General features: G+C 65.9%; 15 protein-coding genes. 11 read left to right on the plus strand and 4 right to left on the minus strand.

The features are described 5' to 3' along the window. Both ABW137_RS04970 and ABW137_RS04975 read right to left on the minus strand, forming a co-directional pair. Positions 1-333, minus strand: coding sequence for a hemophore-related protein (locus tag ABW137_RS04970; protein WP_526397487.1), 333 nt, complete (start codon positions 331-333; stop codon positions 1-3). A gap of 131 nt (positions 334-464) precedes the next feature. Further along, complete coding sequence (locus ABW137_RS04975; protein ID WP_526397489.1) at positions 465-1,400, minus strand: ArgP/LysG family DNA-binding transcriptional regulator; 936 nt, start codon at positions 1,398-1,400, stop codon at positions 465-467. 131 nt (positions 1,401-1,531) lie between these two features. Between ABW137_RS04975 and ABW137_RS04980 the strand changes: the two genes are divergently transcribed. Further along, positions 1,532-2,476, plus strand: coding sequence for a DUF808 domain-containing protein (locus ABW137_RS04980; RefSeq protein WP_526397491.1), 945 nt, complete (start codon positions 1,532-1,534; stop codon positions 2,474-2,476). 16 nt (positions 2,477-2,492) lie between these two features. On the opposite strand, the gene ABW137_RS04985 is transcribed toward ABW137_RS04980, so the two are convergent. After that, entirely contained in the window at positions 2,493-2,738 is a 246-nt protein-coding gene (locus tag ABW137_RS04985; protein WP_526397493.1) for a hypothetical protein, read from the minus strand. A gap of 139 nt (positions 2,739-2,877) precedes the next feature. Between ABW137_RS04985 and ABW137_RS04990 the strand changes: the two genes are divergently transcribed. From ABW137_RS04990 to ABW137_RS05010, 5 genes are all read left to right on the plus strand, one after another. Then, complete coding sequence (locus ABW137_RS04990; RefSeq protein ID WP_526397495.1) at positions 2,878-4,029, plus strand: NAD(P)/FAD-dependent oxidoreductase; 1,152 nt, start codon at positions 2,878-2,880, stop codon at positions 4,027-4,029. A 113-nt stretch (positions 4,030-4,142) separates the two neighbouring features. Next, complete coding sequence (locus tag ABW137_RS04995) at positions 4,143-4,307, plus strand: hypothetical protein (protein ID WP_526397497.1); 165 nt, start codon at positions 4,143-4,145, stop codon at positions 4,305-4,307. A 92-nt stretch (positions 4,308-4,399) separates the two neighbouring features. Beyond that, entirely contained in the window at positions 4,400-4,666 is a 267-nt protein-coding gene (locus tag ABW137_RS05000) for a Rho termination factor N-terminal domain-containing protein (RefSeq protein WP_526397499.1), read from the plus strand. A 17-nt stretch (positions 4,667-4,683) separates the two neighbouring features. Beyond that, a complete protein-coding gene (mbp1, locus tag ABW137_RS05005; protein ID WP_526397501.1) occupies positions 4,684-4,920 on the plus strand; it encodes a microaggregate-binding protein 1 in 237 nt (78 codons plus the stop codon). Positions 4,921-5,232: 312 nt separating this feature from the next. After that, positions 5,233-5,496 carry a hypothetical protein gene (locus ABW137_RS05010; protein WP_526397503.1) on the plus strand — a complete coding sequence of 88 codons (264 nt, stop codon included), beginning with the start codon at positions 5,233-5,235 and terminating at the stop codon, positions 5,494-5,496. A gap of 3 nt (positions 5,497-5,499) precedes the next feature. Here the strand turns inward: ABW137_RS05010 and ABW137_RS05015 are convergent, their stop codons facing one another. After that, entirely contained in the window at positions 5,500-6,681 is a 1,182-nt protein-coding gene (locus ABW137_RS05015) for a zinc-dependent alcohol dehydrogenase (protein WP_526397505.1), read from the minus strand. Positions 6,682-6,929: 248 nt separating this feature from the next. Between ABW137_RS05015 and ABW137_RS05020 the strand changes: the two genes are divergently transcribed. From ABW137_RS05020 to ABW137_RS05040, 5 genes are all read left to right on the plus strand, one after another. Then, complete coding sequence (locus ABW137_RS05020) at positions 6,930-7,340, plus strand: phage holin family protein (RefSeq protein ID WP_526397507.1); 411 nt, start codon at positions 6,930-6,932, stop codon at positions 7,338-7,340. Next, positions 7,327-7,647, plus strand: coding sequence for a DUF3618 domain-containing protein (locus ABW137_RS05025; RefSeq protein ID WP_526397509.1), 321 nt, complete (start codon positions 7,327-7,329; stop codon positions 7,645-7,647). Before ABW137_RS05020 ends, ABW137_RS05025 begins: the two co-directional genes overlap by 14 nt. 17 nt (positions 7,648-7,664) lie before the next feature. After that, positions 7,665-7,958: a DUF4235 domain-containing protein gene (locus ABW137_RS05030; RefSeq protein ID WP_526397511.1), complete on the plus strand. Its 294-nt coding sequence runs from the start codon at positions 7,665-7,667 to the stop codon at positions 7,956-7,958. 310 nt (positions 7,959-8,268) lie between these two features. Next, the gene (locus ABW137_RS05035) at positions 8,269-8,916 is read left to right on the plus strand and encodes a cutinase family protein (protein ID WP_526397515.1); all 648 of its coding nucleotides are present in this window, start codon (positions 8,269-8,271) and stop codon (positions 8,914-8,916) included. A gap of 484 nt (positions 8,917-9,400) precedes the next feature. After that, positions 9,401-11,097 (plus strand): diguanylate cyclase domain-containing protein (locus ABW137_RS05040; protein WP_526397513.1); only part of this gene is annotated, 1,697 nt, incomplete at its 3' end.

Here is an 11,097-nt window from a genome sequence, read left to right on the forward strand (position 1 = left end):
TCAGAAGTTGTTGCAGGTGCTCGCGACCTGGGAGATCAGCCCGACGTTCTGCTGAACCTGCGGGAAAGTCCTCGCCTGGTCGACCATTTGTTGGCGTTGCGCCGGCGGTGACGCAACGAGCTGCTGAAGCCATGCGTTCGCCAGCTGATTGCCTGCCACTTCGTCGGCCGCGGCCGGGCTCTGGACGCGCAACGCGGCCATCACCTGCGGGTAGGAGCAGGTCGAGTTGACGATCGCCTCGTCACCGGGGGCTGCCGACGCAATTCCGCTCGCTGCCATCAGCGATAGTGCTGCGGCACCGAGTCCGGCAGCGATCTTCGTCGTCAATGTCATTTGATTCACCTTCCAAGAATATAACTAGACGACACCCCCAAGAATGTCGTCACTGAACAAACGCCCGCAGTTCTGCCAGCATCTAAGTGTTATTCGCCGGCAACGCTCCAATGGTTACTAGTTTAGATGGGCTAGCCGCCGACCGCTCGATGCGTAGGGGCGACTGCCTCGCCTCCTGGCCGAAGCATGGTCGCGCCGGCCGACGTCACGGCTGCGGTCACTGCGGAGATCATCGGACTGTTCAACTTCCAGCATTGCCAGAAGAGCGGCACGTCGAGATGTACGTCGGACACCCTGACGAACGATCCGTCAGCCAGCCCAGCTGCTGCTGCCTGCTCCGGGTACATCCCCCAACCGAGCCCCGCCGAAACCGCTGCCCGAAAACCCTCCGAGGTGGGCACGTAGTGCACGGGCCTGCCGATGGCGCGGCGGAACGCCTTGCGCAGCAACATGTCCTGCAAGGCATCGTCGCGGTTCCACGCCAACGACGGGGCCCTTCCAGCGGTCTCGGCGGTGAAGCCGCCGGCCAGACGGTCCCGGACGAATGCCGCGGAGGCAACGGGGACATACCGCATCACCCCGAGTGGTTGAACCCGACAGCCCGGCACCGGCGTGCGTTCGGTGGTGACGGCCCCCATCACCGCGCCCTCCCGCAGGAGGCGTGCCGAATGGTCCTGATCTTCGATTCGGACGTCGAACAGGGCGTCCGGCAATCGGCCGAGGACGGCGGTGAACCACGTGGACATCGAGTCGGCGTTCACTGCCAGCGAAACGCGAATACGCTCGGCCGACCCGCCGCCCGTCTCCGCGAGTGCTTCTGCCTCCAGCACCGCGGTCTGCGCGGCCAGCCGAAGCAACGGGAGCCCCGCGGCGGTGGCCCGGCAGGGCTTCTCGCGGATGACCAGCACTTGACCGACTCGCTCCTCGAGCGCCTTGATTCGTTGGCTGACGGCAGAAGGCGTCACGAAGAGTCGCTCGGCAGCGGCATCGAAGCTTCCGGCGTCCACCACCGCCGCCAGCGCGGCGAGCTGGTCGGCCCCCAGCCGGGTCTCGTGGTCGCGCGCCATTACGAAATCTAAGCAGAACGTCCCGGCATTAGCGGAGCTTGATCGCATCGGTCGCTTTGCACCGATCGCACCGCGCGTCGACCCCGGAACGACGCGTCCCAAGTACCCTCAGGTTCCATGAGGGAGACGCGATGAGTGCGGGACTGTTCGGCCTCCTCGACGACGTCGCCGCCCTGGCCCGGCTGACAGCCGCATCCGTCGACGACATCGGCGCCGCGGCCGGGCGGGCGACCGCGAAGGCGGCGGGCGTCGTCATCGACGACACCGCCGTGACGCCGCAGTACGTCCACGGCATCTCCGCCGACCGCGAGCTGCCAATGGTCAAGCGGATCGCCATTGGCTCCCTGCGCAACAAACTGCTGTTCATCCTGCCCGCCGCCCTGCTGCTGAGCCAGTTCCTACCCGGCCTGCTCCCGGTGATCCTGATGATCGGCGCCACCTATCTGTGCTTCGAGGGCGCCGAGAAGGTGTGGGGCAAGATCCGGGGCCACGACGCACATGCCGCCCCGACGGCGACCGTCGGCGAGGACGCCGAGAAGCAGATGACGTCGGGGGCCATCCGCACCGACTTCATCCTGTCGGCCGAGATCATGGTGATCGCGCTCGACGAGGTGACCGACCAGCCGTTCTGGTCGCGACTCATCATTCTCGTGATCGTCGCGTTCGTCATCACGATCGCGGTCTACGGCGTGGTCGGCCTGATCGTGAAGATGGACGACATCGGCCTCAACCTCGCGCAGCGCAGCTCGAAGTTCTCGCAGCGGGTGGGCCTCGGGCTGGTGTCCGCCATGCCCAAGGTGCTCGCCGCGCTATCGGCCGTCGGCACGGTGGCGATGCTCTGGGTGGGTGGTCACATCCTGCTGGTGAACTCGGACAAGGTCGGCTGGCATGCGCCGTACGGGTTCATCCACCACGTCGAAGAGGGCATCCACGGCGCCGTCGAAGGGGCGGGCGGGGTGCTCGCCTGGTTGTTCAACACCGGGGTGTCCGCGGTGATTGGGTTGGTGGTCGGCGCCATCGTCGTGGCGATCGTGCACGTGCTGCCCTTCGGCAAGAAGGACGCCCACGCGTCCTAGCCCGGCAACGAACCGGCTACTCGGCCTCGATCTGGTCGCTGTCGACGAACACCAGGTTCAAGTCGTCTAGCTGAACCGCCCAACGCCGAGCCGGCCCTGCGATCAGATCTCCGCCGATCTCGACGGGAATTCCCACCCCATCGCCGAAGTCGTCCACGACGACGCCGTGGGCCTCCTTGTCAGTGCTCGGAAAGACTCGCACTCGCGCCGCAATGGCCACGCCTGCAACGGTCTGGTTGCCTGCGTCATCAACGTCACTCATTCGCTACCCCCTCCTCGCAACTGTAGGCACGTACGGATCACCCCGGAGGGTTCTGGTCAAATTTACCTCCGCGTCATCCATTTAAGCGTTTCCCGCGCCCCTTGGGTGTAAACGGCGCGACGGTGGGTAAGCGCGCCACGTGGAAGTGGCTGGGTTGATCGTGATCGGGAGTGGTCCGGCGGGCATTGCGGCGGCAGAGGCGTTTCGGCAACGCGACGCCACCGGATCGGTCCTGATCGTCACCGAGGACCCGCATCCTCCTTACCTGCGCCCGCCGCTGAGCAAGGAGTATCTCCGCGGGACGTCGAGCGAGGTCGAGATGCACCCGCCCGCGTGGTTTGCCGACCGCCGGATCGAATTGGTCCGCGCCCGGCAGGTGGACGCCATCGACGCCACCGCGCAGGAGATCACGGCCGATGGGATCGGCCATCGGTATCAGTCGCTGGTGCTGGCGTGTGGGAGCAGCCCCGTTCCCTTGCCTGTCCCCGGGGGCGAGCAGGCCCTCGCCCTGCGATCCCTCGCCGATGCCCACCGACTGCGCGAAACCGCGGCACAGGCCGGTTCGGCCGTCGTGATCGGCGCCGGCTTCATCGGCTGCGAGGCGGCGGCATCCCTGGCGTCGCGCGGCGTCCCCGTCACGCTGTTGTCCCCCGAGCCGACGCCGCAAGCCAAGCGGCTGGGAACCGAAGCAGGACAACGCATTCTGCGCATCCTGTCCGATGCCGGCGTTCGCTACCAAGGCGAGACCAGGGTGCAGGCGATAGCCGACGGCGCCGTGCACCTCGACGACGGGACGGCGATCGAGTCCGACCTGATCCTCGCCGCCACCGGCGTGAAACCACGAAGTGAACTCGCGCGCGCCACGCACCTCGTGATGAACGGCGAACACGTCGTCGTGCGCTCCGACATGCGCACGTCAAGCCCGCACGTCTACGCGGCGGGCGACGTCGCTCAGGCGTTCAACACTGGCGCCGGCCGCCCACTGTCCACCGAACACTGGCAGGACGCCGCCGACCAGGGCACCATCGCAGGCGAGAACGCCGCTGGAGGCAGCGCCAAATGGCACGGCGTTCCGGGCTTTTGGAGCACCATCGGGGACACGACGTTGAAGTACCACGCATGGGGCGACGGATACGAGAAGAGTCGCCTCGTTGCCCACCATGACGGCTTCACCGTTTGGTACGAGGCTGGTGGAGTGACCGTCGGCGCGCTGACGTGCAACGCCGACGAGGACTACGACGAAGCCGAAAAGGTCATCCTCAGCGGCAAGCCACCGCCGGTGCGCAGCTGACGTCTTGTCAGGCCGGGCCGTGTTTTGGGAGACGTTTCGAGCGCGCCGGACCGAGGTATGCCCATCGAAGTCGATGTTTCCCCACAGAGGTCGACCACCAAAGGAAGTACCCGATGAGCGAACTCGGTGACGGCGAATCACTTGGCGATGCGGCGGCCGGATCGGCGCCGATGTGCGGTGATGCATCTCTGCAACTCTTCGGTCATGGCTGGACACCCAACGACTCGACGCACGACGCCGACTCCTACCAGGGACGTCACCGCGCTCCCGACGCGTAATCGAGCGCTGGCCGGCTCCCCAGGTTTGGGAGCGAAGGACGCGGGAATGCTTTCGCGAGCGGTTGGTCACGAGTTTGTGAGGAGGCGTTCCGATGGCGAAGTCATCGAGTCCCACGCTGAAGGATGAAGGTCTGTACGAGGACCTGCGCAAACAGGGTGACTCCAAACAAAAGGCAGCCCGAATCTCCAACGCCGTCGCAGCCAAAGGCGCGAGCAGTGTTGGCAAGAAGGGTGGCAAGTCGGGCTCGTACGACGACTGGACCGTTCCCGAGCTCAAGAAGAGGGCGAAGGAGCTTGGCCTTGACGGCTACTCGAAGTTGACCAAGGACAAGCTGATCGACAAGATCCGAAACTCGTAAAGCGGAAGGCTACACACATGACAGACAGCAACAGCGGACCCGCCGAAGGTGTCAAGGGCGTCGTCGAAGACGCCAAGGGCAAGGCCAAGGAAGCCGTCGGCACGGTAACCGGCCGTGACGATCTCACCCGCGAGGGTCAGGCCCAGCAGGACAAGGCGGAGGCCGAACGCGACGTGGCGAAGAAGGAAGCCGAAGCCGAGGCAGCCCGCGGCGCAGCAAAGACCGCCGAGGAGCGCCAGAAGGCCAACCAGTAGCGGCGCACCCGCACGACGTCAAGAGGTCCAGCCCGGCGGCTGGGCCTCTTTCGTCTGCCCGGACCGGCATCGCCTCCAATCGTCAAGCAGGACAAGCACGTATGCCCGTCGCCCCGGCAGTCATGGGAGGGACGTCGGAATGACGAGACGGCCCCTCCCGACCCGGCACCTGCGAATGCCGTCAGCAGTTTGGCCCACCCGTGCACCCGAACAATCATGGGCCTCAACGCCTATCGTCGCATTCGGTGGATATCTCGGAGCTGATTCGTGAAGGCACCCGCGCATGCCGCGAGCTCGTGGCAGGCTCCGAACATGGCATTCAAACTGACGTACAGCGATGGGCAGGAATCCGACCACGGCGACGACACCGTGTGGGAGATAGACAACGGCGTGCTCAAGATGGGTCGAGAAGAGGGCAAGTGGACCGTGCTGCTCTCCCCGAGTCATTGGGCCGTGATCGAGCTGGGCGGCGCAAAGACCGATACCCAGGCAGAGGACTCCGACTCCGACTCCGAGGATGACGACGAGGCCGATGAGAAGGACTCCGACAAGAAGGACTCCGACGAGAAGGATTGAGTCCTACGGCTTGAGCATCACCTTCACCGCACCGTCCAGCTTCTTCTGAAAGATCTCGTAGGCGTTGGGCGCTTCCTCGAGTGGGAGGACGTGGCTGGCGAAGTCGTCGACGCCCAGTGGGTCGTCGTCGGTGAGCAGCGGCATGATGTCGTCCACCCATTTCTTGACGTTGGCCTGCCCCATGCGCAGCTGAACCTGCTTGTCGAACAGCGTGAGCAAAGGCAGCGGGTCGGCCATGCCGCCGTACACGCCGATGAGCGAGATGGTGCCGCCGCGGCGCACGATGTCGATTGCCGAGTACAGCGCGTCGAGGCGATCCACCCCGGCCTTCTGCATCATCGACTTGGCCAGTCCGTCCGGCAGGAGGCCGGTCACTGCCTGGGCGGTCTTCGCCACCGGTGAACCATGTGCCTCCATGCCGACGGCATCGATCACCGCGTCGGTCCCCCTGCCTGCCGTCATCGAGCGGATCGCGTCGCCGACCGGAACGTCGAGCTGTCCGATGTCGATCGTGCGAATCCCGCGGCTTTCGGTGCGCGCCAATCGCTCCGGCACGAGGTCAACGCCAATCACGTCGTAGCCGCGGTGGTGCGCGATGCGCGCGGCCATGTCCCCGATCGGCCCCAGGCCCAACACGGTCACCGATCCGCCGTCGGGGATGCCGGCATACGCCACTGACTGCCATGCGGTCGGCAGCACGTCGGACAAGTAGACGAACCGTGAGTCGGGCGGACCGTCGGGCACCTTGATGTGGGTGAACTGCGCCTGCGGAACGCGTAGGAGCTCCGCCTGTCCACCGGGCACCGCACCGTAGAGCTCGGAGAAGCCGAACAGTGCTGCGCCCATCCCCTGCTCGCGTACCTGAGTGGTCTCGCACTGCGTGTAGAGCGCGAGGTCGCACATGTAACAACTGCCGCAGGAGATCTGGAACGGAATGACGACGCGGTCGCCAACGGACAGGTTCGTAACGTCGTCGCCGACCTCGCGGACGATGCCCATCGGTTCGTGGCCGAGGATGTCACCGGGTTTCATGAACGCACCGAGCACCTCGTACAGGTGCAGATCCGACCCGCAGATGTTGGTGGACGTCACTTCGATGATGGCATCTGTGGGTTCCTCGATCTTGGGATCGGGAACCTGCTCGACCCGAACGTCCCGCTTGCCCTGCCACGTGACTGCCCTCATGTGCCAACTCCCGCTCAGTCTTCGTCGATTGTGATCTGCGGTCACTTACCCCTGACCGATGGTTCAAAACTCCGGAGTGCACGGGGCGATATCGGGTAATGCGGGGTTTCGGCGATAACCAGACACCACCAAGTCGATCGCGACCCGCCGAGGATGTTTCGGCCCCGCCCGGGTGGGGAACCGCCGCACCAACGAAGTCGTCGGCGAGAAGGAAGAGACATGTCCGAGAATTTGCCCGGTGATCCACGATGAACACACGCCCGCCCTCGACTGAGCCGGCCACGACGGGCGAGCTGATCGCGCAACTGACCGAACAGACGTCACGGTTGGTTCGCGACGAAATGCGGCTGGCGCAGAAGGAGTTTCAGGAGTCTGCCAAGCATGCAGGTCTTGGAGCCGGACTCTTCAGCGTTGCCGGCCTGCTTGCGGCGTTCGGCGTGGGGACTCTGATCGCCGCTGCCGTGGCCGCGCTCGCCATCGCCCTACCGGTCTGGGCGTCCGCCCTCATCGTCGGCGCGGTGCTGCTCGCAGCTGGTGGAGTCGCAGCGGTACTTGGCAAGCGCCAGCTCGGGGAAGCGTCACCGGTGCCAGAGCAGACGGTGGCCAGCGTCAAGGAAGACATCCAGGAAGTGAAGGACGCCCGCCATGACCGGACCTAATTCAGCGCCCCCCGAGCCAGGCCCCGACGCGGGGGTGGACGACCTGCAGGTCGACATCGCCGAGACCCGCGCTGCGCTAGGCGATACGGTCAATTCGCTGACGGCCAAACTGGACGTGAAGGGTCGCGCCACTCAGGCAGCGGCCGACACCAAGGACCGGATCGTCGAGAAGGCCGTCGAGACGACGGGAGTGATCGCGGACAGGGCCACCGATGATCGTGGTCGGATCAAGCCGGCCGTGCCCGTCGGCGCGATCGCGGTCATCGCCCTGGTTGTCGGAGTCGTCATCTGGCGTCGCCGTCGTTGACGAGAGGAAGAAAACAGATGTCGGCCAAGCAAACCACCACCACGGCGAAGATCCTCTACCGACCGGTGGGGCTCGTCAGCTCCGTCATCGGCGGGCTCGTCGCGGGAGCCATCTTCAAACAGGTCTGGAAGCGGGCGGCACCCGGAGACAAGCCCGACCCGCCGACTGCGTTGGAGACCGACTATCCGTTCAAGGAAATCCTGCTCGCGGCTGCCATCCAGGGCGCCATCTTCTCCGTCGTCAAGACCGTGATCGACAGGCAGGGTGCCAGGGCGTTCGAGAAGTGGACCGGCGAGTGGCCCGGTAGTTGACCCCGGTCCACATCCTCGTCATGGCAAGGTAATTCGACGTGCCCGCCGACGATCTGGCCCACCGCCGCCACTGAATCCAAGCCCGAGAATCTGACGTTTGCGACGCATCGGTTTGCGCGGCACGCCGTCCGGGCACGCTCGCCGAAGGTCGGGCTGATCGATTGGGGCAAGGATGAACGACGTTGGGTTGAGCGACGTTGGGTTGAGCGACGTTGGGTTGAGCAGGGTCGGGCGGGGCTGGCAGCCGAAGTGGCCGGCGCGCGGTCGCATCGGCGGCATCATCGCCGCAGCGGTCGTGGCCGCAACCGCGATGGTGAGCGCGCCGATCGGCGTTCCTAGTGCCGGAGCCGAACCGTGCCCCGACATCGAAGTGGTGTTCGCCCGTGGCACCGGTGAGCCGCCGGGAGTTGGCGGAGTCGGGCAGGCCTTCGTCGACGCATTGCGCGGCCAGGTCGGCAACCGATCGGTTGGCGTCTACGCCGTCGACTACCTGGCCAGCAGCGACTTCGCCAACCAGATCACGTTCGCCAACACTGTCGTCGACGGCATCCGAAACGAGGGCGAGCACGTCGCGTCGATGGCAGCCAACTGCCCCGACACCCGCATGGTTCTGGGCGGATACTCCCAAGGCGCCGTGGTCACGGGATTCGTCACCGCCGACGCCATTCCGCCGGGGGCAGGCGCACTGGCCCCACCGCAGCCGTTGCCGCCCGAGGTGGCCAACCACGTGGCCGCCGTCGCGTTGTTCGGCACGCCGTCGCCGCAGTTCCTCCAGACCTACGGGGCGCCGCCGATCGTGATCGGTCCGCTGTATGCGCCCAAGACCACCGAGCTGTGCGCTCAAGGTGACACGATCTGCGACGGCACTCCCGGCGGGGGACCCACGTTCGCGCATGCCCTGTATCCCGTGAACGGGATGGTCGGCGAGGCCGCCGCCTTCGCCGCCGGGCGGCTGTAACCGATCCCGTCCGCTCGATCCAACGTCGAGGATTGACTGCAGGCCAGGATGGGTATTCGGCGGGGGTCGGCGGCCGATGAACAGCCGCCCCCACGGAGAGGGCTCGGTCATGAGCGCGGTTGTCGAACAAGGTGCCGCACGGTGCCCACGATGCATGGCCTTCGCTGACTACACCTTTCGCGAAGGCGATGACGGGCACCTTAGCTACCAGGTGTCGTGCCGGTCCTGCGGTCACCAGCACGTCGAGGCGTGCACGCCGTCCTTCACAGCCGCCTCGGCCGCGTAGCGCTCCCGCTCCGGTCGACTCCCGCAATACCCCGTCGGACCCGTGGACGGTGACCGCGAAATGACGACCGCCGCGATCTGACCAATCCCCCGCCAAGTGCACGTACGCTTGTGGTCTGGCATTTCGGCCTCTCCAGCTAATCCAGATGCCGAAGGTCTACGACGAGCTGGGGGGCTGATGCCGCGGTCGGGGTTCCGTGTGACGAGCGGTGCGGTCAGCGTTGCCTTCGTCGCATACGGCGCCTGGCTGGTAGCAGGCTGGGGCGGTCCGTCGGTGGTCCGCACAGTCAGCGACCTGGCGTCCATCCTCGCAGGGACATTTGCGGTCGGGTGCGCCGCGACGACCACGCTGGCCAGTCGCGCTCGTCAACGTTGGGCCTGGGGACTTCTCACCATCGGCCTGCTCTGCTGGTTGTTCGGCGACGTGGTCTGGGCCTACTACGAGCTGTGGCTGCGCACGGACCCGACCCCCTTCCCGTCGGCCGCCGACGCGGGATACCTGCTCTTCCCCGTCGCCGTCTGCGCGTCGTTGGTCGCACTCCCGGTCGGAAGTCCTGGCCAATCGCAGATCCGGCTGCTCCTCGACGGCGTGATCGTCGCCGGTTCGCTGTTCGTGATCGTCTGGGCGACCGGCCTTGAGGACGTCTTCCATGCCGCGGCCGATGGACAGTTCGCCTTCGTGGTGTCGATGGCCTACCCGCTGACCGATCTGGTGCTGCTGACCGTTGCGGTGCTGATTCTGATGCGTGCCCGCAAGGGACAACGCGCCGTGGTGACGGTGTTCGCTGCGGCCATCGCGATCATGGCCGTGTCAGACACCGCCTTCGTCATCCTCAATGCCGAAAACGTCTACCTCAGCGGCGGACTGGTCGACATCGGATGGGTCGCGGGGCTGCTACTCCTTGGCGCGGCTGCGGTCCTTGGCTCACGTTCTCAGCACATCGAATTCGGGTTGGCCGGTGCGCCGTCGCGGCAGGCACTGTGGCTGCCCTACGTCTTCCTGCCGCTGTCCACGGTCTGCATGGTCAACTCCGAGACCTCCGCGCCACTGTTGGTCGCGGCGTTGGTGGTGGTGTTCGCGGTGCTGGCCCGTCAATTCATCGTCTCCGACGAGAACCGGCGCCTCCTGGACATCGTGGCCGAGCAGGCCTTTCGTGACCCGTTGACGGGGCTGGCGAATCGCGCCCTGTTCCAGGATCGACTCACTCACGCGATCGCCCTCAAGATCAGGGATCATCGTGAAGTCGCGGTCCTGTCGATCGACCTCGACGACTTCAAACTCGTCAACGATTCCCTGGGACATCCAGCCGGTGACGCGGTGCTCGCCGCCGCCGCCGAACGCATTCTCAAGTGTGTGCGGACAGGTGACACCGTCGCCCGGCTCGGGGGCGACGAGTTCGCGATCCTCCTCGAGGACGGCCCCGACCCACCGTTGGCCGTCGCCCGTCGCGTCTTCGACGCCTTCGACGAGCCCTTCGTCGTCGACGGGCGCGACGTCTTCATGCGACCCAGCGTCGGGGTGTCGTCGAGGGCGTCCGACGGTGGGGCCGACACGTCAGCGGAGACTCTGTTCAAACAAGCCGATTTGGCGATGTACGCGGCGAAGCGCAGTGAAAATGACGGTGTCCGCGCCTTCGCCTCCGACATGCAGCTGATCGACGTCGGGGAAATCGACCCGCCGCGGCACCTCGACGTCACCTCACGGCGGCACCACTCCACGGGACCGCAGCTCTTCGCCCAGCTGCGCAGGGCGATCGATCAGCACGAGCTCAGCTTGGTCTATCAGCCCAAGTTCACCCTGTCGACGGGCCAGATCGCCGGCGTCGAGGCCCTGGTCCGCTGGCAGCATCCGCAGCGGGGGTTGTTACTTCCGGGCGAATTCCTTCCCCTGGCCCG

Origin of the sequence: Mycobacterium sp. (assembly GCF_040509115.1) — a bacterium.
In the GTDB taxonomy this organism is placed as follows: Bacteria; Actinomycetota; Actinomycetes; order Mycobacteriales; family Mycobacteriaceae; genus Mycobacterium.

What these genes read in the sequence shown, in the direction of transcription:
- ABW137_RS04970 (WP_526397487.1), bottom strand. Translation starts at nt 333, where the DNA reads ATGACATTGACGACGAAGATCGCTGCCGGACTCGGTGCCGCAGCACTA.
- ABW137_RS04975 (WP_526397489.1), bottom strand. Translation starts at nt 1,400, where the DNA reads ATGGCGCGCGACCACGAGACCCGGCTGGGGGCCGACCAGCTCGCCGCG.
- ABW137_RS04980 (WP_526397491.1), top strand. Translation starts at nt 1,532, where the DNA reads ATGAGTGCGGGACTGTTCGGCCTCCTCGACGACGTCGCCGCCCTGGCC.
- ABW137_RS04985 (WP_526397493.1), bottom strand. Translation starts at nt 2,738, where the DNA reads ATGAGTGACGTTGATGACGCAGGCAACCAGACCGTTGCAGGCGTGGCC.
- ABW137_RS04995 (WP_526397497.1), top strand. Translation starts at nt 4,143, where the DNA reads ATGAGCGAACTCGGTGACGGCGAATCACTTGGCGATGCGGCGGCCGGA.
- ABW137_RS05000 (WP_526397499.1), top strand. Translation starts at nt 4,400, where the DNA reads ATGGCGAAGTCATCGAGTCCCACGCTGAAGGATGAAGGTCTGTACGAG.
- mbp1 (WP_526397501.1), top strand. Translation starts at nt 4,684, where the DNA reads ATGACAGACAGCAACAGCGGACCCGCCGAAGGTGTCAAGGGCGTCGTC.
- ABW137_RS05010 (WP_526397503.1), top strand. Translation starts at nt 5,233, where the DNA reads ATGGCATTCAAACTGACGTACAGCGATGGGCAGGAATCCGACCACGGC.
- ABW137_RS05015 (WP_526397505.1), bottom strand. Translation starts at nt 6,681, where the DNA reads ATGAGGGCAGTCACGTGGCAGGGCAAGCGGGACGTTCGGGTCGAGCAG.
- ABW137_RS05020 (WP_526397507.1), top strand. Translation starts at nt 6,930, where the DNA reads ATGAACACACGCCCGCCCTCGACTGAGCCGGCCACGACGGGCGAGCTG.
- ABW137_RS05025 (WP_526397509.1), top strand. Translation starts at nt 7,327, where the DNA reads ATGACCGGACCTAATTCAGCGCCCCCCGAGCCAGGCCCCGACGCGGGG.
- ABW137_RS05030 (WP_526397511.1), top strand. Translation starts at nt 7,665, where the DNA reads ATGTCGGCCAAGCAAACCACCACCACGGCGAAGATCCTCTACCGACCG.
- ABW137_RS05035 (WP_526397515.1), top strand. Translation starts at nt 8,269, where the DNA reads ATGGTGAGCGCGCCGATCGGCGTTCCTAGTGCCGGAGCCGAACCGTGC.